Annotated in this window: 20 protein-coding genes and 1 pseudogene; 15 read left to right on the forward strand and 6 right to left on the reverse strand. The window is 66.7% G+C overall.

Annotated elements, in window-relative coordinates:
- Positions 1–11: 11 nt before the first annotated feature.
- Positions 12–125: a hypothetical protein gene (locus SLQ33_RS06860; protein WP_319453275.1), complete on the reverse strand. Its 114-nt coding sequence runs from the start codon at positions 123–125 to the stop codon at positions 12–14.
- Positions 126–269: 144 nt separating this feature from the next.
- Between SLQ33_RS06860 and SLQ33_RS06865 the strand changes: the two genes are divergently transcribed.
- The 6 genes from SLQ33_RS06865 (at position 270) to SLQ33_RS06890 (ending at position 6,887) form a co-directional block, all read left to right on the forward strand.
- Positions 270–929 (forward strand): TetR/AcrR family transcriptional regulator, encoded by a 660-nt coding sequence (locus SLQ33_RS06865; RefSeq protein ID WP_319453048.1) that lies wholly within the window; start codon positions 270–272, stop codon positions 927–929.
- A gap of 7 nt (positions 930–936) precedes the next feature.
- Positions 937–1,689, forward strand: coding sequence for a metallophosphoesterase (locus tag SLQ33_RS06870; RefSeq protein WP_319453049.1), 753 nt, complete (start codon positions 937–939; stop codon positions 1,687–1,689).
- Positions 1,690–1,711: 22 nt separating this feature from the next.
- Positions 1,712–3,463: an acyl-CoA dehydrogenase gene (locus SLQ33_RS06875; protein WP_319453050.1), complete on the forward strand. Its 1,752-nt coding sequence runs from the start codon at positions 1,712–1,714 to the stop codon at positions 3,461–3,463.
- Between the two features lie 159 nt (positions 3,464–3,622).
- A complete protein-coding gene (locus SLQ33_RS06880; RefSeq protein WP_319453051.1) occupies positions 3,623–4,639 on the forward strand; it encodes a tripartite tricarboxylate transporter substrate binding protein in 1,017 nt (338 codons plus the stop codon).
- Between the two features lie 3 nt (positions 4,640–4,642).
- The gene (locus SLQ33_RS06885) at positions 4,643–5,188 is read left to right on the forward strand and encodes a tripartite tricarboxylate transporter TctB family protein (RefSeq protein ID WP_319453052.1); all 546 of its coding nucleotides are present in this window, start codon (positions 4,643–4,645) and stop codon (positions 5,186–5,188) included.
- A 13-nt stretch (positions 5,189–5,201) separates the two neighbouring features.
- A complete protein-coding gene (locus SLQ33_RS06890; RefSeq protein ID WP_319453053.1) occupies positions 5,202–6,887 on the forward strand; it encodes a tripartite tricarboxylate transporter permease in 1,686 nt (561 codons plus the stop codon).
- On the opposite strand, the pseudogene SLQ33_RS06895 reads toward SLQ33_RS06890, so the two are convergent.
- The 3 genes and pseudogenes from SLQ33_RS06895 to SLQ33_RS06905 form a co-directional block, all read right to left on the reverse strand.
- Positions 6,777–7,373: pseudogene (locus tag SLQ33_RS06895) on the reverse strand (FadR/GntR family transcriptional regulator); the annotation flags it as partial. The gene SLQ33_RS06890 and the pseudogene SLQ33_RS06895 overlap by 111 nt on opposite strands.
- Before the next feature lies 1 nt (position 7,374).
- Positions 7,375–8,496 carry an L-talarate/galactarate dehydratase gene (locus SLQ33_RS06900; protein ID WP_319458260.1) on the reverse strand — a complete coding sequence of 374 codons (1,122 nt, stop codon included), beginning with the start codon at positions 8,494–8,496 and terminating at the stop codon, positions 7,375–7,377.
- A gap of 161 nt (positions 8,497–8,657) precedes the next feature.
- Positions 8,658–9,758: an alcohol dehydrogenase catalytic domain-containing protein gene (locus tag SLQ33_RS06905; RefSeq protein ID WP_319453055.1), complete on the reverse strand. Its 1,101-nt coding sequence runs from the start codon at positions 9,756–9,758 to the stop codon at positions 8,658–8,660.
- A 29-nt stretch (positions 9,759–9,787) separates the two neighbouring features.
- On the opposite strand from SLQ33_RS06905, the gene SLQ33_RS06910 reads away from it, so the two are divergent.
- Positions 9,788–10,234 (forward strand): thioesterase family protein, encoded by a 447-nt coding sequence (locus SLQ33_RS06910; RefSeq protein ID WP_319453056.1) that lies wholly within the window; start codon positions 9,788–9,790, stop codon positions 10,232–10,234.
- A 3-nt stretch (positions 10,235–10,237) separates the two neighbouring features.
- Here SLQ33_RS06910 and SLQ33_RS06915 read toward each other — a convergent pair whose 3' ends face one another.
- Positions 10,238–11,182 (reverse strand): D-2-hydroxyacid dehydrogenase family protein, encoded by a 945-nt coding sequence (locus tag SLQ33_RS06915; protein WP_319453057.1) that lies wholly within the window; start codon positions 11,180–11,182, stop codon positions 10,238–10,240.
- Between the two features lie 28 nt (positions 11,183–11,210).
- Between SLQ33_RS06915 and SLQ33_RS06920 the strand changes: the two genes are divergently transcribed.
- Positions 11,211–11,648 (forward strand): SRPBCC family protein, encoded by a 438-nt coding sequence (locus tag SLQ33_RS06920; RefSeq protein WP_319453058.1) that lies wholly within the window; start codon positions 11,211–11,213, stop codon positions 11,646–11,648.
- Here SLQ33_RS06920 and SLQ33_RS06925 read toward each other — a convergent pair whose 3' ends face one another.
- Positions 11,649–12,326 (reverse strand): GntR family transcriptional regulator, encoded by a 678-nt coding sequence (locus SLQ33_RS06925; protein WP_319453059.1) that lies wholly within the window; start codon positions 12,324–12,326, stop codon positions 11,649–11,651. It abuts the gene before it with no gap.
- Between the two features lie 139 nt (positions 12,327–12,465).
- On the opposite strand from SLQ33_RS06925, the gene fadD5 reads away from it, so the two are divergent.
- From fadD5 to SLQ33_RS06960, 7 genes are all read left to right on the forward strand, one after another.
- Entirely contained in the window at positions 12,466–14,106 is a 1,641-nt protein-coding gene (fadD5, locus tag SLQ33_RS06930; RefSeq protein WP_319453060.1) for a fatty-acid--CoA ligase FadD5, read from the forward strand.
- A gap of 212 nt (positions 14,107–14,318) precedes the next feature.
- A complete protein-coding gene (locus tag SLQ33_RS06935; protein WP_319453061.1) occupies positions 14,319–15,119 on the forward strand; it encodes an ABC transporter permease in 801 nt (266 codons plus the stop codon).
- A 1-nt stretch (position 15,120) separates the two neighbouring features.
- Entirely contained in the window at positions 15,121–15,990 is an 870-nt protein-coding gene (locus tag SLQ33_RS06940) for an ABC transporter permease (protein ID WP_319453062.1), read from the forward strand.
- A gap of 4 nt (positions 15,991–15,994) precedes the next feature.
- A complete protein-coding gene (locus tag SLQ33_RS06945; RefSeq protein ID WP_319453063.1) occupies positions 15,995–17,224 on the forward strand; it encodes an MCE family protein in 1,230 nt (409 codons plus the stop codon).
- Complete coding sequence (locus tag SLQ33_RS06950; RefSeq protein WP_319453064.1) at positions 17,221–18,252, forward strand: MlaD family protein; 1,032 nt, start codon at positions 17,221–17,223, stop codon at positions 18,250–18,252. Before SLQ33_RS06945 ends, SLQ33_RS06950 begins: the two co-directional genes overlap by 4 nt.
- The gene (locus tag SLQ33_RS06955) at positions 18,249–19,850 is read left to right on the forward strand and encodes an MCE family protein (protein ID WP_319453065.1); all 1,602 of its coding nucleotides are present in this window, start codon (positions 18,249–18,251) and stop codon (positions 19,848–19,850) included. The genes SLQ33_RS06950 and SLQ33_RS06955 overlap by 4 nt, the downstream gene beginning before the upstream one ends.
- Before the next feature lie 11 nt (positions 19,851–19,861).
- Positions 19,862–21,481 carry a virulence factor Mce family protein gene (locus SLQ33_RS06960; RefSeq protein ID WP_319453066.1) on the forward strand — a complete coding sequence of 540 codons (1,620 nt, stop codon included), beginning with the start codon at positions 19,862–19,864 and terminating at the stop codon, positions 21,479–21,481.
- The last annotated feature ends 64 nt before the right edge of the window (positions 21,482–21,545 follow it).

Genomic DNA, 21,545 nt, shown 5'->3' on the forward strand with positions numbered 1-21,545 from the left:
GGTGGGACTGGCTAGACCGGCGGGTACGCGGGGGGCGGGTAGACGCCGCGCAGACCCCACGGGAGCCACTGGAAGAAGTACTCGATCTCGTCGCTCGCGTCGTAGTCAGGATTCGGATCCATCAGTACCTCCCACAGCGTGACGAGCGATTCAACGAAGTCTAGCCCCGCGGGCCGGGTCCCGGACAGGAGACGGCGACGGTTGCTTAAACTGGCCAACCAGTTGATTGGTACCCGGGCGCCGTCCCGGCCTGCATATAGTGAGTCGTCATGTCCTCCGAATCGCCTTCGAACGGGCTGACCAGGCGCGAAGAGCTCCTGGCCGTCGCCACCAAGCTCTTCGCCGCCCGTGGTTACCACGGCACCCGCATGGACGACGTGGCCGACGCCGTCGGGCTCAACAAGGCGACGGTGTACCACTACTACGCCAGCAAGTCCCTGATCCTCTACGACATCTACAAGAGCGCCGCCGACTTCACCGTCGGCGCCCTGCACGACGACCCGTCGGCATCGGCCCGGGAGACGATCTACCACTTCACCCGCAGGCTGCTCGTCGGCATCGCCAGCGACGTCGAACGTGCCGCCGTGTACTTCCAGGAGGGCCCGTACATCACCGAGTGGTTCACCGAGGACCAGGTGGACTACATCCGTAGGTCCGAGACCACCGTCTACGAGCACGTCCGCGACGTCATCGACCGTGGCATCGCCAGCGGCGAGTTCTACGAATGCGACTCGCACGTCCTGGCTCTCGGCTACATCGGCATGACCTTGGGGTCCTACCGGTGGCTGCGTCCGCACGGACGCCGCACCGCCCAGGAGATCGCCGTCGAGTTCAGCACCGCGTTGCTGCGCGGCCTCATCCGCGACGAGGCGGTGCGGGCGGCCGAGCCGCTGGGCCTGGACCCCTCGGGCATCGCCCAATCGAAGTAGTCCGGGCATGGGCACGGAGATGGATCCCGATCCCACGCTCCTGATGCTCGCCGGCGACTGGCACGGCAACAAGCACTGGGCCGAACGCGTCATCGGCCACGCCGTCGACCGCGACGTCGACACCATCCTCCAACTCGGCGACTTCGGTTACTGGACGGACGATTACCGCACCGAGGACTACCTCGGCGCCATCGACAAGATGCTCACCATGGCCGACATCCGGCTGTTCTGGATCGACGGCAACCACGAGGACCACACCCGCGTCGCCGAGTGGGCGGACGCAACGCGGTATCCGAGCGTGCGCTACCTCGGACGTGGCTTCCGGTGGCAGTGGTGGGGCAAGACGTGGATGAGCGTCGGCGGCGCGATGAGCGTCGACAAGCGGATGCGCGTCGAGGGTGAGAGTTGGTGGCCGCAGGAGGAACTGACCGACGCCGACGTCGAGTACGCGAAGCGCGACGGCGCCGTCGACGTCATCGTCAGCCACGACTGCCCGCGCGGTGTCGACATCCCCGGCGTCGGCCCCGACACCAAGGGCGGCGCGCGCGGCGACTGGCCGCCGGACATCCTGGCCGAAGCCCAACGGCATCGCGACAAGCTGGCGACCATCTGCCGAGCGACGGCACCCGACTGGCTCTTCCACGGGCACTACCACATTCCGTACGCCGCCCAGCTGGACGCGACCAGGGTGGTTGGCCTCGCCGACGACCGCTCGGCGATGGACGACCACACCCTGGTGCTGAACCACGACGACCTGTAGGCCACGTCTGAGAAGGAGCCCGATGAAGTCCACCCTGATGTCGCGACGCGACCTCGACTTCCTGCTGTTCGAGTGGCTCGCCGTCGACGCGCTGACCAAGCGCGAGCGTTTCTCCGACCACTCGCGAGAGACCTTCGACGGCGTGCTCGACCTGTGCGAGGAACTGGCCACCCGATACTTCGCCCCGCACAACAAGACCAGCGACGCCAACGAACCGACGTTCGACGGCACCCGCGTCACCGTCATCGGCGAGGTGAAGGAGGCACTGGACGCGTTCGCGAAGGCCGACCTGATCGGCATGAGCATGGACGGTGCGCTGGGCGGCGCCCAGCTTCCGGTGTGTGTGGCGCAGGCCGGGTTCGCGTGGATGTCGGCGGCCAACGTCAGCACGTCGGGCTACGTGATGCTGACCATCGCCAACGCCAACCTGCTGGCCAAGTTCGGCACCGACGAACAGCGTGAGCGCTACGTCTTGCCGATGCTCGCGGGGCGCTTCACCGGAACCATGGCGCTGTCCGAGACTCAGGCGGGTTCGTCGCTGGCCGACATCACCACCCGCGCCGAGCCGCGCGACGACGGGACGTACCGGTTGTTCGGGTCGAAGATGTGGATCTCCGGCGCGGAGCACGAGATGAGTGAGAACATCGTGAACCTGGTGCTGGCCAAGATTCCCGGCGGGCCGGCCGGCACCAAGGGGATCTCGTTGTTCGTCGTGCCAAAGTTCCTGGCCGACGGCACCCGCAACGGCGTGACGATCTCAGGCTTGAATCACAAGATGGGCCAACGGGGAATCACCAACACCGTGCTCGATCTCGACGGCGCCATCGGATACCTGGTCGGCGAGCCGCACCGCGGGCTGACCTACATGTTCCACATGATGAACGAGGCTCGGCTCGGGGTCGGCATGGGCGCGGTGTCGTTGGGCTACACCGGCTATCTGAAGTCGTTGCAGTACGCACGGGAGCGGCCGCAGGGCCGCCCGGTGACCGCCAAGGACCCGACGACTCCGCAGGTGCCGATCGTCGAGCACGCGGACGTCAAGCGAATGCTGTTGGCGCAGAAGGCGTACGTGGAGGGCGGGTTGGCTCTGGCGCTCTACTGCGCGCGGTTGATCGACGTGGCGCAGACCGCGGAATCCGACGCCGAACGCGACGAGACGACGCTGCTGCTGGACATCCTGACCCCGGTCGCGAAGAGCTGGCCGTCGCAGTGGTGCCTGGAGGCCAACAACCTGGCGATCCAGGTGCACGGCGGGTACGGGTACACCCGGGAGTACGACGTCGAGCAGCACTACCGCGACAACCGACTCAACCCGATCCACGAAGGCACTCACGGCATCCAGAGCCTCGACCTGTTGGGCCGCAAGGTGACTCAGCGCGGCGGCGCCAGCCTGACCGAGCTCGGCAAGCACGTCACGGATGCGGTCGACCGGGCCGCATCCGCGGGTGACGACGCAGCGGAGCTCGCCGCGCAGCTGGACGCCTCCTGGCACCGACTCGTCGCCGTGACCGCTGGGATGTTCGGCTCCGGTGACGCGGAGGCCGCGATGGCGAACAGCGTCGTCTACCTGGAGGCCTTCGGACACGTCGTGCTGGCCTGGATGTGGCTGGAACAATTCATCGCCACGCAGGGGCAGTCCGGCGACTTCTACGACGGCAAGCGCCAGGCCGCGCGGTACTTCTTCCGCTACGAACTTCCCAGGACCGCACCGCAACTCGACCTGCTGGAGAGTCTCGACCGCACCACGCTCGACATGCGCGACGCCTGGTTCTAGATTTCAAACCCACGCTTTCGTGCCGCATTCATGCATTACTTGCATCAACTGATGCTAAATCGGGGTTGGACAGGTATTACTGGGCGTCTCTAGGTTGGAGTGACGACCGCCACACATCTGCTCTGTGATGGCTCGGATCACGATGAAGGAGACGATGTCATGCTCGGTTCTGCGTTCCGCGATCATCGCGTACGCGGCGGTCTCGCGACCGCCGCCGCCACCTGCCTGGTCCTGACCGGCTGTGGCGGCGTCCAGAACAGCACCGGGGGTGACACCGGTGGCGCCTATCCGTCGGGCACCGTCGAGATGTACGTCGGCGCGTCAGCCGGCGGCTCCAGCGACCTGATCAGCCGGGCGGTCTCCAAGGGGCTCAGCGACACACTCGGTGCATCATTTCCGGTGATCAATCGCGAGGGGGCCAACGGCGCGCTCGCCGCCGCAGAGGTCTCTGGCGCCGAGCCGAACGGCAAGCTGATCGCCATCCAGAACGCCTCCCTGTTCACGATCACCCCGCTGGCCGTGGCGCCCGACGAGGTGACGAACATCGACGACTTCGACGTCGTCTCGGGCGTCTCCCGCGATGACTACGTGCTGGTCACGAGCCCAGCCAGCGGCTACCGCAACCTCGACGACATCAAGAACGCGACGAAGGTGGTCCGATACGGCACCACGGGCGTCGGAACCGGCGCCCAGCTGTCAGCCGCGCTGCTGTTCAAGGCCACCGGCGTCAACTCGCAGGCGGTGCCCTTCGACGGCGGTGCGCCCGCACTCGCCGCGGTGCTGGGCAACCAGGTCGACGTGGCCAGCATCCAGGTCGGCGAGGCCATCGAGAACATCCAGTCCGGCAAGCTGACACCGTTGGCGGTCTTCGGCCCGGATCGCATCGAGTACCTGCCCAACGTGCCGACCGCGAAGGAGCAGGGGCTTGACGTCGAGGTGACGCAGTACCGGTTCATGACCGTGCCGAAGGGGACGCCACAGGAGATCCGGGACCGGCTCGCCGAAGGCATGAAGAAGACCTTCGAGACCGCGGGCTACAAGGAGTTCAACAAGCAGAACAGCCTCACCCCGATGGAATTGTCGGGTGACGAGGTCCTCGCACAGTTGAAGGAAGACCAAAAGCGCTACGCCGACCTGGTCAGTCAGAACGGCATCAATCTGCGCGACGAGGGCTGAGTCGTGGGCGAGGTCGAGAAGCCCGTCGAACACCAGCACACCCGAGACATCCTGGCCGAGCTCGAAGATGAAGTCGCGCATGAGATGGAGGAGGACCGCCCACCCGCGGGCGGTCCCGTCTACCAGGTCGTGGGTGCCCTCGTCGGCATCGTCCTCGGTGTCTGCGGCGCGGTGCTCGCCGCCGGATACGGGCTAGGGTCCCTTCACGAACCGGGGCCGGGCCTGTGGCCCTTCGTGGTCAGCGTGTTGATCGCCGGACTGTCCGCCATCCTGCTAGTGGTGGGCCGCGGCCTGACCGACAGCGAGTCGTTCTCCCGCAGCAGCATCCTTCCGGTGGTCGGCGCCATCACGTTCGTCGCGTTCGGACTGTTGATGCCGCTGACTGGTTTCGAAATCCCTGCCGTCCTGCTCTGTGTCGTCTGGCTGAAGTTCCTCGGCGGCGAGAGCTGGCGCAACACCGTTGTCATCACCGTGGTGACCGTCGCGGTGTTCTACTTCCTCTTCCTCTACGGGTTGCGAATTCCGTTGCCCCACTTGATCGCCTTCTGAAACGACACCAACAATGGACTTCAACGCCTTCATCGATGGCTTCGCGCTCGTCGTCGAGCCGAAGAACCTGCTGTACTGCCTCGTCGGCGTCCTCATCGGCATGGTCATTGGCGTGCTACCCGGGCTCGGACCGGCGGCCACCATCGCGATTCTGCTGCCGATCACCTACACGATCGACCCGGTGTCGGCGATCATCATGCTGGCCGGCATCTACTACGGCGCCCAGTACGGCGGCACCATCACCTCCGTCCTGCTTCGACTACCTGGCGAGGCGTCATCGGTCGTCACGGTGTTCGACGGCTTCGCACTGGCCAAGCAGGGCAAGGCGGGTACCGCCCTGGGCATCGCCGCCATCGGTTCCTTTGTCGGAGCGACGATCTCGATCGTCGGTCTGACCCTGCTCGCTCCGGTGGTCGCCGAAGTGGCGCTGGACTTCGGCCCGCCGGAGTACGCCGCGCTGGCACTGCTTGGCGTGCTGCTGGTCGCGACCATCGGCAGCGGCAACAAGCTCAAGGCGATGATCGCCGGCCTCCTCGGGCTGCTGCTGGCCACCGTCGGCCGCGACACCTTCAGCGGGGCGTCGCGCTTCACGTTCGACAGCCTGCAACTCGCCGACGGCATCGACTTCGTCGTCGTGGCAATGGGTTTGTTCGGGGTGGGCGAGATTCTGTACAACCTCGAGCAGCGCCACGGTAAGACGCACGTGCCCGCCGAGGTCGGCAACGTGTGGCCGTCGCGCAAGGAGCTGAAGCAGTCGTCCGGAGCCATCGGCCGCGGTTCGGTGATCGGGTTCGTGCTCGGTGTGCTGCCCGGCGGCGGCGCGGTGCTGTCCTCGATCGTGGCCTACGCCACCGAGAAGCGCCGCTCCAAGACGCCGGAGCGGTTCGGGCGGGGGGCCATCGAGGGGGTGGCCGCCCCCGAGACCGCCAACAATGCCGCGGCGACGTCGTCGTTCATCCCACTGCTCACCATCGGGCTACCCGCCAACGCGACCATGGCCATGCTGTTCGGCGCGCTGCTGATCCTCGGTGTCTCGCCAGGACCGCAGCTGGTGACCGAACATCCGGACGTCTTCTGGGGCGTCATCAACTCGATGTACATCGGCAACATCCTGCTGCTCATCTTGTCGATTCCGTTGGTGGGACTGTTCGTTCGCATCCTTCGGGTCCGTCCCGCGATCCTGGCGCCGATCACCGCCCTCATCACGATCTTGGGTGTCTACACGATCAACAACTCGACATTCGACATCTTCCTGATGGTCGCGTTCGGTGTCATCGGCTATCTGATGAAGAAGGCCGGCTTCGACCCCGGCCCGATGGTGCTGGCCTTCGTCCTTGGTTCGATCATCGAGTCGAGCACGCGGCGGTCGCTGTTGATCTTCGGCGGCGATCCGACCGGCTTCGTTACTCGCCCGATCTCGGGCACGATCCTGGCGATCTTCGTCGTGCTCGCGTTGCTGCCCGCGGTGCGGTCGCTTCTCAAGCGGCGTCAGTCAGCGGCGGCCGGCGTCGAGGCGCCGACGGGTGTTGCCGAGGTGGACACGCATAGCGGCCCTGGCGACGTCGGGGTCGCCGGCGACGATGGCGGCAGCGACGTCATCGTGCTCCCGCCGGACCCGGTCGACGTGGCCGGCGTCGGTCAGCGAGTAGGCGTCGCCGAGGCGGGTGCGGGGAAGCATGATCATCATCGGACCGAGTGAGTCGAGCAGTTCGAGGTAGAACCGGTTGCCGCTGACGGCCGCGACGGCGCGATGGAAGCGGAAGTCCGCCTCGACGGCGTCCTCCGGTGCGGCGGCGACGAACACTTCCAGTGCTGCATGAATGGTGGCCTTGCCGTTGGTGTCCACCCGAGCCGCCGCCAATGCGGCTGCCTCGCATTCGATTCCGATTCGGAAGTCGACCATGTCGAGCACGTCGTGGTGAGTGCGGATGGCGGCTGACTCGACGGTGAACGACGTCGGCTCGGGTACGGCGAGGACGAACGAGCCGCGGCCCTGGAAGGTTTCGACCAGGCCCTCGGCGCGCAGCCGCGTGACCGCCTCGCGGACCACCGTCCGCGATACCGCGAACTCGTCGATGAGCTCGGACTCAGATGGCAGCTTGTGTCCGGGTGGCAGGTCGCCGGCGAGGATCTTGTCCTTCAAGCCGACGACCACCCGCTGCGCCAGGGTCGTCGTCACGACCACATCATGGCTTACCGAAGGACGCCGTCTCCACCGTCCTGGCCCGCATCGTGTCGCTGAGCGTGAACCCGAGCCCTGCGCGCTCCGGCAGCCACATGCGGCCGTCGCGAATGTCGATGCGCTCGTTGAAGAGTGGGTTCAGCCACTCGAAGTGCTCGACCCACGGCTCTGTCGGATAGGTCGCGGCCAGATGCAGATGGATCTCCATCGCGTAGTGCGGTGCGAGCGCCAATCCGGCGTGAGCTGCCAGCGTCGAGAAGCGCAGGAACGGTGTGATGCCGCCGATCCGCGGCGCGTCGGGCTGAACGATGCCGCGGTAGCCCGCGTCGATGAGTGCCATGTGCTCGGGCACCGAGGTGAGCATCTCCCCGGTCGCGATCGGCGTGTCGAAGACGTGGCTCAGGTCGGCGTGCCCGATGGCATCCCACGCATCCAGCGGCTCCTCGATCCAGATCAGGTCGAACGCCTCGAGTTCGCGACACATCCGGCGAGCGCGGGCCCGGTCCCACTGCTGGTTGGCGTCGACCATCAACGGTGTCTCACCGAGGTGTTCGCGCATGGCCGTCACTCGGTCCAGGTCGGTCTTCCAGTCCGGCTGGCCGACCTTGATCTTGATTCCGCCGATCCCCGACTCCAGCGACGCGGTGGCCTTCTCCTTCATCTCGGAGAGCGAGGCCTGAAGGAATCCGCCGGAGGTGTTGTAGACCCGGCACGAATCACGATGTGCGCCAATCAGCTTGGCGAGCGGAAGGTCGGCGCGCCGCGCCTTGAGATCCCACAGCGCAACGTCGAGCGCCGCGATGGCCTGCGAAGCGACACCGGAGCGCCCGACCGACGCGCCCGCCCACAGCAGCGACTGGTAGATCCGGTCGATGTCGGAGGGGTCCTGGCCGATGACGACCTCGGCGATCTCCGCCAGATGGGCGTACTGCGCCTTGCCGCCGGCGCGCTTGGAGTAACTGAACCCCATGCCTTCGAAGCCCTGCTCGGTGACCACCTCGACGAACAGCAGCACCGTCTCCGTGAGCGGTTTCTGCCGGCCGGTCAGGACTTTGGCGTCGCTGACGGGGTTTTCCAGTGGCAGCACTACGTGCGAAAGCGTGAGGTGGCGAATTCGGTCGGACATCGGACCCCGATCAGTTATACGATGAGTGTTCAACTCATCATACAAGTTGAGCGAGATCTGACAACCCCTGCGGCCAGCCGGGGTCTAGAACCCCGCCGAAACTGCTGACAGATCGCGAATTCGGCGAGAATCGCGATCTGTCAGCAGTCTCGGCGACGGAATCAGCCCAACTCGATGACCTGGCGCACGGCCTTGCCATCGGCGAGCTCGTCCATGCCCGCGTTGATCTCGTCGAGCCCGATGGTCGCCGACACCAGCGCCTCGACCGGCAACCGGCCCGAACGCCACAGCGCGACGAAGCGCGGAATGTCGCGGGCCGGGACCGCCGAGCCCAGGTAGCTGCCGATCAGCGAACGCCCCTCGGCGACGAAACCCAACGGCGACACACTGATTCGCGCATCCGGCCGAGGTAGTCCGACCGTCACGGTGCGCCCGCCCGGCGCCGTCAATCCGATCGCCGCCTCGAGCGCGGCTGGGTGACCGGCCGCCTCGATCACGACGTCGGCCTTGAGTTCGGAGACCTCGTCGGCGGTGTAGCCCGCGTGGGCGCCCAGGCTCACCGCCCGATTCACCTTGTCTGACAACTGATCGACCGCGACCACCCGGACGTCGTCGTGAGCCAGCGCCGTCAGCACCGCTGCCATGCCCACCCCGCCGAGTCCGACGACCGCTACCGTCTGGCCCGCACGCGGCCGCCCGGCGTTGATTACGGCACCACCACCGGTGAGCACCGCGCAGCCGAGCAGCGCCGCGACGACCGCGGGCACGTCGGGGTCGACGGGCACCACCGACCGGCGGTCGACGACGGCGTGCGTCGCGAACGCGGAGACGCCAAGGTGGTGCAGCACCGGGAGCCCGTCGCGGGTGAGCCGCGTCCCGCCGCCCAGCAGCGTGCCCGCCCCGTTGGCGGCGCTGCCCGCCGAACACGGCGCGAGGCCGTCGGTACCGCAGGCAGCGCAGTCGCCGCAGCGGGGCAGGAACGTCAGGACGACGCGTTGCCCGACCGCGATGTCGGCGACCCCGGCACCGACCTGCTCGACGATGCCCGCCGCCTCGTGTCCGAGCAGCATCGGCACCGGCCGGACGCGACCCCCGTCGACGACGGACAGGTCGGAGTGGCACAACCCGGCGGCCTCGATGCGGATCAGCAGTTCGCCGTCGCCCGGCGGGGCGAGGTCGAGCTCGGCGATCGTCAGGGGCCGCGATTCGGCGTAGCGGCGGGGGAGGCCGATGTGGTCGAGGACGGCGCCGCGGATCTTCATGACTCCAGCCTGCCTGACACACTGGGCCGGTGGGTGACGATGAGCGGGCCCTCACCAGCCGCGACTTCCCGGTGCACTGGCCGGTGCTGACCCGGTGGACCGACAACGACATGTTCGGCCATCTCAACAACGCGGTGTACTACGAACTCTTCGACACGGCGATCAACGCGTGGATCAACACCAGCACCGACGTGGACCCGATCACGGCGCCGTGGCTGGGGGTCGTCGCAGAGTCGGGCTGCCGCTACTTCGCCGAACTCGCGTTCCCGGACCCGCTGGTGGTCGGGCTGGCCGTGACGCGGCTCGGGACCAGTAGCGTGACCTACCGGCTCGCCGTCTTCGCGCCCCCGGCGGAGGCGCCGAGTACCGTTGCCGCCGTTGGGCATTGGGTGCACGTGTACGTCGACCGCTCCAACCGCCGCCCCGTCCCGATCCCGGAAGCCATCCGGGCGCTGCTGGAGACCGCCGCGGGTTGACCGTCAGGCGTTGTCGTCGAGCCAGGAGGCGATGGCCGCGACCGCGTCACGGAAGAAGATCCCGTACGGGCGGTCGGCGACGTAGCCGAGGTGCGGCGTGGCGAGCACGTTGGGCAGCGTGCGCAGCGGATGATCGGCGGGCAGGGGTTCGGTGTCGAAGACGTCGAGAGCGGCGCCTGCGATGGCTCCCGACCGCAGCGCCTCGATGAGCGCAGGCTCGTCGACGATCGGTCCGCGCGACGTATTGACCAGCAGCGCAGTCGGTTTCATCGCCGAGAGTTCGGCGGCGCCGACCAGCCCGCGGGAGCGTTCACTCAGCTTGAGATGGACCGACACGACGTCGGCGGTGGCGAAGAACTCGTCACGCGGCAGATACCTCGCCCCGGCCTCCGCGGCGGCCGCCTCGGTCAGATTCTGACTCCACGCCACGACGTCCATCCCGAACGCCGCGCCGATCCGCGCCACCCGGGCCCCAATGCGCCCGAGCCCGAGCACGCCGAGCACGCGACGGTCGAGTTCGCGGCCGACCGTCGTCTGCCATCCGCCCTCGGCGAGGGACCGGCGCTCGTCGACCAGGTGACGCGAGGCACCCAGGATGAGCGCCCACGTCAACTCGATGGTCGACGCGACGGTGCCGCCCGTCGTGCTCACGTGAATGCCGGCCTCGGCGACGGCGTCGGAGTCGATCGATGCGTTGAAGGGCCCTGTTGACGCGATCATCCGCAGCCGAGGCAGTCGCTCGATGACGCTGCGCGGCAGCGGGGTTCGCTCGCGCATCACGAAGACGACGTCGAAAGGCGCCAACCGGGCGACCAGCTCGTCGGCGTCCGCGACGTGGTCGGAGAAGACCGTGACGTCGGCGCGTGCCGTGACGGGCGACCAGTCCACCATCGTCAGTGCGACGTGCTGATAGTCGTCGAGCACCGCGATTCGAACCCGTGCGCTCATCGCCTCGTCCTCTCGATATAGTCGCCCGATGCCGATCGTGAGCAAGACCGTCGAAGTGTCGGCCTCCGCCGAGTCGATCATGGCCATCGTGGCCGACTTCGAGTCGTACCCCGACTGGAACGAAGAGATCAAGGGCTGTTGGATCCTGGCCCGCTACGACGACGGCAGGCCCAGCCAGTTGCGCCTCGACACGTCGGTGCAGGGCATGGACGGCACCTACATCCAGGCCGTCTACTACCCGGGCGAAAACCAGGTCCAGACGGTGATGCAGAAGGGCGACCTGTTCAAGAAGCAGGAGCAGGTCTTCTCGGTGGTCGAAATGGGCACGACCACGCTGCTCACCGTCGACCTCGACGTCGAGGTGACGCTGCCGGTGCCCGCGCCGATGGTGAAGAAGGTCGTCAACGACGCGCTGGATCACCTAGCCGAAAACCTCAAGGCGCGCGCGGAGGAGTTGGCTCCCTAGTCAGGACCACAATCCGACCTCGTCGAGGCGTGCGGTGAGCAAGCGCGCACCATCGGTGAACTGTTCGGTGGTGAGCCGTACCACGGCATCGACATCGCGCCTGCGCAGAGCGGCGATCAGCTGCCGGTGGTTGGTCACCGCGTCGAAGCCCCACTGCGCATCGTTCACGAAGACGTGCGGCGGCAGGTACCGGGCGGCGTGCAGCAGAAACCAGGCCAGCTTCATCCGGCCCGCGGAGCGGTTGAGCGAGCGGTGGAAGGCGAACTCGGCGGCGGTCACCTTGTCGGGGTCGTGCCGGTCGACGGCAGCGGCGACGTTGTCGGCGAGCCGCTCGAGTTCGTCGATCTGTTCGTCGGTGATGTGCAAGGCCGCCGACCGCACCAGCTGAGCGGCGATGGTCTGCTGGAGCCAGAACAGGTCCTCGATATCGTCGCGGGTCAACGGCGCGACGATGTGCCCGCGGTTCGGCTCGAGTTGGACCATGCCCTCGCCGCGCAGCGTCCGCAGCGCCTCCCGTACGGGCATGATGCTGACGCCGAGCGCCGCGGCCGTCTCGTCGAGCCTGATGAACGTCCCAGGCCGTAGCGACCCCGACATGATTTCGATCCGCAGGTGAGTGGCCACCTCGTCGGAAAGCTGCTCCCGACGACCCAGCCGCCGCCTGGCGGGTGCGTTCATGCGGTGTCCGTTCTCCCAATCAACTGGTGGGGTTGTCCCCGCGCCGCCGAAGCCATAGTGTGACCGGGGCAACAGCCATGTTTGATCAAATATCAACATCACGCAACCCACGCCGACCGATATCAGGGAGCACCAGCCGTTGACTGCGTCGCCTTCGCCCGTCGAGCAGCCCTATCTGGCGCGCAGGCACAACTGGACGAACCAGCTCGCACGGCACGCGCTCATGCAGCCAGACGCGACGGCCCTACGCTTCCTCGGCCACACCATCACCTGGGGTGAGCTCGACGGGCGCGTCACCGCCCTGGCCGGCGCGTTGAGCCGCCGCGGCGTCGAATCCGGTGACCGCGTGCTGATCCTGATGCTCAACCGCACCGAGTTCATCGAGTCGTTCCTGGGCGCCAACCTGCTCGGCGCCATCGGGGTGCCCATCAACTTCCGCATGACACCCGCCGAGATCGCCTTCCTGGTCGACGATTGCGACGCCAAGGTCATCGTCACCGAACCGGTACTCGCAGGCGTGGCCACCGCGGTACGCAACCTCGACCCCCGCCTATCGACCGTGATCGTCGCGGGCGGCGCGGACGAGGACGGCGTGCTCGACTACGAGGACCTGATCGCCGAGGACGGCGCCCCACCGGTCGTCGACATCCCCAACGACTCGCCCGCGCTGATCATGTACACCTCCGGCACGACGGGCCGGCCCAAGGGTGCGGTGTTGACGCACAACAACATTGCGGGCCAGGGCATGACGGGTCTGTTCACCATCGGTGTCGACCTCAACCACGACGTTGGCTTCATCGGCGTGCCGCTGTTCCACATCGCTGGCATCGGCAACGTGATCGGCGGGCTCATGCTCGGCAGGCCAACCGTGCTCTACCCGTTGGGGGCGTTCGACCCCAACGAACTGCTCGACGTGTTGGCCGCCGAGAAGGTGACGGCCATCTTCCTCGTGCCCGCGCAGTGGCAGGCGGTGTGCGCGGCGCAGCGCGCCAATCCGCGCGACGTGTCGTTGCGCGCGCTGTCGTGGGGCGCGGCGCCCGCGTCCGACACGCTGCTGCGGGACATGGCGGAGACGTTCCCCGGCAGCCAGATCTTCGCGGCGTTCGGGCAGACCGAGATGTCGCCGGTGACGTGCATGTTGTTGGGCGAGGACGCGATCCGCAAGCTGGGTTCGGTGGGCAAGGTCATCCCCACCGTGGCCGCGCGCGTCGTCGACGAGGACATGAACGACGTACCCGTCGGACAGGTCGGTGAGATCGTGTACCGCGCGCCGACGTTGATGGCGGGCTACTGGAACAACCCGAAGGCCACCGCCGAGGCCTTCGAAGGTGGGTGGTTCCACTCCGGGGATCTGGTGCGGCTGGACGACGAGGGCTACGTCTGGGTCGTCGACCGTAAGAAGGACATGATCATCTCCGGCGGCGAGAACATCTACTGCGCCGAGGTCGAGAATGCACTGGCGGCCCACCCCGCCGTCGCGGAAGTAGCAGTGATCGGGCGGCCACACGAGAAGTGGGGAGAAGTTCCGGTGGCCGTCATCGCCTTGGCGGCAACTGCGCCTTCCGCACTGCCGGTGGCCGAACTCGACGATTTCCTCGCCGAACGCCTCGCTCGGTACAAGCATCCGAAGGCGGTGGAGATCGTCGACGCACTTCCCCGCAACCCCGCCGGCAAAGTTCTCAAGACGGAACTGAGAGCGCGCTTCGGCGCGGAGAAGTTCGTTGACGCTAGCGAAAGTTCTTCTGTTCCAAGGGTTTCTGCAGGCAACGCACATGGCTGACCAGGGGAGATGGGTTTGCTAACGGTTGGGTCTTCAATCCTGCGGATGCGGTGCACGGCTACTACGGCATCGGGTACAGTCCTGTGGTCCGCCTTACTACCGACCAGTAGGGAGACGGGAATCACACACTTGGAGCAGGGGCAAGGAGGGGGCGTGCGACATGGTCAGCCGTTCCGTCGCATTCACCGCGGCTTCTTAATGGAGCCACTCCGGTGACGGCGTCTACCGGAGGGCTGGTCGACTACGTCCGCGACCAGATCACGCCTGGCCTCCAGGCCGTTGGCGGCTTCGTCAAGATGTGTGTGCTCACCGCGAAGGCGCTGTTTCGGCGACCGTTCCAGTGGCGCGAGTTCATCCTTCAGGGCTGGTTCCTGATGCGGGTGGCGTTCCTGCCCACCATTGCCGTCGCGATCCCGCTGACGGTGCTCATCATCTTCACGCTGAACATCCTGCTCGCCGAGTTCGGCGCCGCCGACATCTCCGGAGCGGGCGCGGCGCTGGGCGCCGTCACACAGCTGGGCCCGCTCGTCACGGTGCTCGTGGTGGCGGGCGCAGGCTCTACCGCAATCTGCGCCGACATCGGGGCCCGCACCATCCGCGAGGAGATCGACGCACTCGAGGTGCTCGGCATCGACCCGATTCACCGGCTCGTCGTACCGCGCGTCGTGGCCTCGACGTTCGTGGCGCTGCTGCTCAACGGCGCGGTGATCACCATCGGACTGGTCGGCGGCTTCGTATTCGGCGTCTACATCCAGAACATCTCCGCTGGCGCGTACGTGTCGACGCTGACGTTGGTGACCGGCCTGCCCGAGGTACTCATCTCCGTCGTGAAGGCCATGGTGTTCGGGCTGATCGCCGGGCTCGTCGGCTGCTACCGAGGCCTCACCGTCTCCGGCGGCGCCAAGGGCGTCGGCACCGCTGTCAACGAAACGCTAGTGCTCTGCGTCATCGCGCTGTTCGCGGTCAACGTCGTGCTCACCACCATCGGTGTCCGATTCGGAACGGGGCGCTGACATGTCGACATCCACAGTCCTGCGGTCCCGCTTCCCGAGAGGCGTCGGCCAGGCCGAGCGGCTGGCCAAATCGCCCGCGCGGTTCCTCGACAGCGTCGGCCACGTCGCGTGGTTCATCGTCACCGCCGTCGGTTCCATCGGCCACGCACTGCGCTACTACCGCAAGGAAATGCTGCGCCTCATCGCCGAGATCGGCATGGGCACCGGCGCCATGGCGGTCGTCGGCGGCACCGTCGCCATCGTCGGATTCGTCACCCTGTCGGGCGGCTCGCTGATCGCCATCCAGGGTTTCGCCTCGCTCGGCAACATCGGCGTCGAGGCCTTCACCGGGTTCTTCGCCGCACTGGTCAACGTGCGCATCGCCGCCCCCGTCGTCGCGGGCCAGGCGCTGGCCGCGACCGTCGGCGCAGGCGCCACCGCGGAACTCGGCGCCATGCGCATCAGCGAGGAGATCGACGCGCTCGAAGTCATGGGCATCAAGTCGATCTCGTACCTGGTGTCGACGCGCATCATGGCCGGCTTCGTCGTGATCATCCCGCTGTATGCGATGGCGATCATCATGAGCTTCCTGTCGGCGCAGATCACTACGACGCTGTTCTACGGTCAGTCGACCGGCACCTACGAGCACTACTTCCGGACGTTCCTGCGGCCCGACGACGTGGCGTGGTCGTTCGTGCAGGCGATCATCATCTCGGTCATCGTCATGTTGAACCACTGCTATTACGGCTTCTACGCCAGCGGCGGTCCCGTTGGCGTCGGTGAGGCCGTCGGCCGCTCGATGCGCGCCTCGCTCATCGCGATCGTCCTCGTCGTCTTGTTCGCTTCGTTGGCGCTTTACGGCACCAACGCCAACTTCAACCTGACGGTGTAGCGCCATGACCGCTTCAGGCCAAGTGCAATTGCCGGTCAACAAGCCGCGGACGCCACCCTTCAAGTTGGCGGGGCTTGTTCTGCTGGTGGCGTTGGCCGTCGTCGTGACCCTGGTGTCGGTTCAGTTCCGCGGCGGCTTCGAGGACCCCGAGAAGCTGACGTTGATCGCCGGACGGTCGGGTCTGTCGATGGATCCGGGTTCGAAGGTCACCTACAACGGAGTCGAGATCGGCCGCGTCGTCGGCATCGAGGCCGTCGACTCCGACGGCGTCCAGAAGGCGAAGGTGACGCTCGACGTCAACCGCCAGTTCGTCAGCCTGATCCCGGCCAACGTGGACGCCGAGATCAAGGCCAGCACGGTGTTCGGCAACAAGTACATCGCCTTCTCCACGCCGCCGAAGCCCGACGCGGCCCGGATCAACCCGGCAAAGGACATCGACGTCTCGTCGGTGACGACGGAGTTCAACACGCTGTTCGAGACCGTCGTCGAGGTAGCCAAGCAGGTCGACCCCATCAAGCTGAACCAGACGCTGACGGCCACCGCGCAGGCGCTCGACGGGTTGGGCGACCGCTTCGGCGAGTCGATTCAGAACGGCAACACGATCCTGGCCGACCTCAATCCACAGATGCCCCGGCTCCGCCAGGACAACCAGCGGTTGGCCGATCTCGCCAACGTGTACGCCGACGCCTCACCGAACCTGTTCGACGGCCTAGAGCACGCCGTCACCACGGCCCGCACGCTCAACGATCAGCAGGCCAACATCGATGCGGCGCTGATGGCCTCGGTCGGGTTCGGCAACACGGGCGGGGAGGTCTTCGAGAAGGCGGGCCCGTACCTGGTGCGCGGCGCAGCCGACCTGATCCCGACGACGCAACTGCTCGACGAGTACAGCCCCGCGCTGTTCTGCACCATCCGCAACTACCACGACGTCGAGCCGAAGATCGCCTCGTCGCTGGGTGGCAACGGCTACTCTCTGCGCACTCACTCCGAGGTGCTCGGCGCGTCCAACCCGTACGTCTACCCCGACAACCTGCCCCGCGTGAACGCGAGGGGTGGCCCGGAGGGAAAGCCCGGCTGCTGGCAGTCGACGACCAAAGACCTGTGGCCCGCGCCGTACCTGGTGATGGACACCGGCGCGTCGATCGCCCCCTACAACCACTTCGAACTGGGTCAACCCATCGCCATTGAGTACGTCTGGGGCCGCCAGATCGGGGAGAACACGATCAACCCATGAAAATCACCGGTACAGCGATCAAGCTCGGCGCCATGTCGTTGGTGCTGCTGATGTTCACCGCGATCATCATCGTGGTGTTCGGTCAGATGCGGTTCGACCGCACCAATAGCTACTCAGCGGTGTTCAAGAACGCCAGCGGGCTGCGCGCTGGCCAGTTCGTCCGCGCGTCCGGCGTGGAGGTCGGCAAGGTCGCCAAGGTCCAGCTGCTCGACGACGGACACCGCGTGCAGATCGACTTCGACGTCGATCGCAGCGTGCCGCTCTTCCAGGGCACCACCGCGTCGATCCGGTACCTAAACCTCATCGGCGATCGCTACCTCGAACTCAAGCGCGGCGACGACGAGAAGAAGCTGCCGCCCGGCGGCACCATCCCGGTGGAACGCACCGAGCCCGCGTTGGACCTCGACGCGCTCATCGGCGGATTCCGGCCGCTGTTCCGGGCACTGGACCCCGACAAGGTCAACAACATCGCGCAGTCGATCGTCACGATCTTCCAAGGCCAGGGCGGCACCATCAACGACATCCTCGACCAGACCGCGTCGCTGACGTCCGCGATCGCCGATCGCGACCAGGCCATCGGCGAGGTGGTCCGCAATCTCAACACCGTGCTCGACACGACGGTCAAGCATCAGCAGCAGTTCGACGACACCGTGAAGAACTTCGAAACACTCATCACGGGATTGAAGAACCGCGCCGATCCGATCGCGACGTCGGTGGCCGAGATCAGTGATGCGGCAGGCTCGGTCGCCGACCTGCTCGGCGACAACCGGCCGCTGCTTCAGCGCACCGTCACCGATCTCGAGATGATCCAGCAGCCGCTGGTCGATCAGAAGGATCAACTCAACGACATCCTCACCAGGCTCCCGCAGGCGTTGAAGATCATTGGCCGCGCGGGCGGCATCTACGGCGACTTCTTCAACTTCTACGCGTGCGACGTCACCCTGAAGTTGAACGGACTGCAGCCGGGTGGTCCCGTCCGCACCGTCAAGGTCTGGTCGCAGCCGTCCGGAAGGTGCACCCCGCAATGAGGACCCTCGAAGGCGACAACCGGATCCGCAACGGGTTGATGGGCATCATCATCCTGCTGCTGGTCATCGGCGTCGGACAGAGCTTCGCCAGCGTGCCCATGGTGTTTGCGACGCCCACCTACTACGCGCAGTTCACCGACACCGGCGGGCTCAACCCCGGCGACAAGGTGCGTATCGCAGGTGTCGACGTCGGCAACATCCGGAGCATGGAGATCGACGGCGACAAGGTCGTCATCGGCTACTCGCTGACGGGCGTCAAGGTCGGCACTGACAGCCGGGCCAACATCCGCACCGACACGATCCTCGGGCGCAAGAACCTCGAGATCGAGCCGAAGGGCGATACCACCCTCAAGCCCAATGGCGTGCTGCCGCTTGGTCAAACCACCACGCCCTACCAGATCTACGACGCCTTCTTCGATCTCACCAAGTCCGCCTCCGGGTGGGACACCGAAACGGTCAAGCGGTCGCTGAACGTGCTCTCGGAAACCATCAATCAGACCTATCCGCATCTGTCCGCCGCGCTCGACGGGGTGGCCCGGTTCTCCGACACCATCGGCAAGCGCGACGACGAGATCAAGTCGCTGCTCGCCAACGCCAACAAGATCGCCGGAGTGCTTGGCAGCCGCAGCGAGCAGATCAACTCGCTGCTGGTGAACGCGAAGACGCTGCTGGCCGCCGTCAACGAGCGCACCTACGCCGTCAGCGCGCTGCTCGAGCGGGTGGGCAACTTCTCGGCCCAGGTGAAGGGCTTCATCGACGACAACCCGAACCTCAACCGCGTGCTCACCCAGCTGAACACCATCAGCGACGTGCTGGTGGCCCGCAAGTACGACCTGATCGACGTGCTGACCACGTTGAGCAAGTTCACCGCGTCGCTGGCCGAGGGCATCGCGTCGGGGCCCTACTTCAAGGTCATGCTCGTCAACCTGCTGCCCTACTGGATCCTGCAGCCGTGGGTGGACGCCGCCTTCAAGAAGCGTGGCATCAGCCCCGAGGAGTTCTGGGGCAACGCGGGCCTGCCGTCGCACCAATGGCCGGACCCCAACGGCCAACGACAGGCCAACGGCGCCCCACCGCCCGCGCCGACGCATCTGGAGGGCACCCCGGAGCATCCAGGCCCCGCGGTCATCGCGGGCACGCCGTGCTCGTACACGCCTGGGCCCGGCAACTTCCCGACTTCGGCGAACCCGTTGCCGTGCGCAGACGCCACCGTCGGTCCGTTCGGCAACAACCCCTACGGACCCGCGAACGACCTGACGCAGCCGAACGTCGTTGGCCTGCCGCCGAACCCGGCCGCGGCGAACCCCGCTCCCGGCGTGCCCAGTGCCGCGTTCCCCGGTGAGTACTCGCCGATCGTGCCCGGCATCGCGCCGCAGCCGTTCGCTCCCGGCCCGCCGGGGGCCCGCACGGTTCCGGCCACGCCGGGTCCGTCCGATCCGTACATCGCGCCGGGATCGCTTCAGGGCGACGGCACCTCGCCGCTGCCGCCTGCGCTCGTCGGCCCGATACCGCCGCCAGGACCCGGCCCGCAGGTCGGTGGCGGCGGCGAACCGCTGCCCGGCAACCCGCCGTTCCTCCCGCCCGGATCACAGGGATAGGGGCCGCCGCGATGTCAACCATCTTCAACGTCCGCAACCTCAAGATGCCTGCGCTGACGCGTGCGTCGGTCATCATCGGAACACTCGTCATCGTCCTCGGGCTGATCGCCGCGTTCGTCGGCTGGCACCTGTACAAGAAGCTGACCACCAACACCGTGGTGGCCGAGTTCCCGCAGACGCTGGCGCTGTATCCGGGCGACAAGGTCCAGATCATGGGCGTCAAGGTCGGGCAGATCGACACGATCGTGCCGGCCGGCGACAAGATGAAGGTCACCTTCCACTACGACTCGAAGTACAAGGTGCCCGCCAACGTCACGGCGTCGGTGCTCAACCCCAGCCTGGTCGCGTCGCGGACCATCCAGCTGGCGCCGCCGTACACCGGAGGCCCGGTACTCGAGGACAACGCACTCATCCCGATCGACCGCACCCAGGTGCCGGTCGAGTACGACGAACTGCGCGACTCGATCAACCGCATCCTGACCGACCTCGGCCCAACGCCGCAGCAGCCGAAGGGGCCGTTCGGTGACGTCATCGAGTCGTTCTCCAACGGGCTCGAGGGCAAGGGCGAGGAGATCAACAAGACGCTGAACAGCCTGTCCGACGCGCTCACCACGCTGAACCAGGGCCGCGGCGACTTCTTCGGCGTGATCAAGAGCCTGGCGTTGTTCGTCAACGCGCTCTACAAGAGCGATCAGCAGTTCGTGGCGCTGAACGACAACCTGGCGCAGTTCACCAACTCGTTCACCAACACCGACCGCGAGGTGGCCACCGCGGTGCAGGACCTCAACCAGTTGCTCAGCACGACAAGGGGTTTCCTCGACCAGAACGCCACGGTGCTGACCAAGGACGTCAACAACCTGGCCGACGCGACCAACGCGATCCTGCAGCCCGAGCCGCGCGACGGCCTCGAAACCGGCCTGCACGTGTTCCCGAACCTGGCGTCGAACCTCGTCAACATCGCGGCGCCGAACGCTGGCGGCATCGTCGGTCTGCCGACCATCAACAACTACGCCAATCCAATGCAGTTCCTGTGCAGCGCGATCCAGGCGGGTAGCCGGCTCGGTTACCAGGACTCCGCCGAACTGTGCGCCCAGTACCTGGGGCCGATCCTCGACGCGACGAAGTTCAACTTCCCGCCGTTCGGCCTGAACCAGTTCAGCACGGCGATGACGCTGCCCAAGCAGATCGCGTACTCCGAGCCCAGGCTGCAACCGCCGCCGGGATACAAGGACACGACGGTCCCCGGCATCTTCTCCCGCGACACGCTGTTCTCGCACGGCAACCACGAGCCAGGCTGGGTCGTCGCACCCGGCATGCAGGGCGTCGACGTGCAACCGTTGACCGCGAACATGCTGACGCCCGAGTCGCTCTCCGAGCTCATGGGCGGACCCGACATCGTAATCCCGCCCGCTCCACCGGCATTCGGGGTCAACAACGGCAGGCTGCCCGGACCGCCCAATGCGTACGGCGAGAACAGCCCGCTGCCCCCGCCGTGGTACGTGCAGCCCGGACCGCCGCCCGCTCCCGCACCGGGCGTCATCCCCGGCGATCCCGGCGGGGCGATCTCGCCCGCCGGGATGGGACCCGCGCCCGCAGGACCACCGCTGCCAGCTGAAGCAGGAGGCAACTGATGCGCCGCTTGCACGTGACGAGTCCGAGGAAGCTCGGCGTCGGCGGACTCGCCAAGCGCGCGGG

It is taken from the genome of Mycobacterium sp. RTGN6, from assembly GCF_033804605.1.
Classification (GTDB): domain Bacteria; phylum Actinomycetota; class Actinomycetes; order Mycobacteriales; family Mycobacteriaceae; genus Mycobacterium.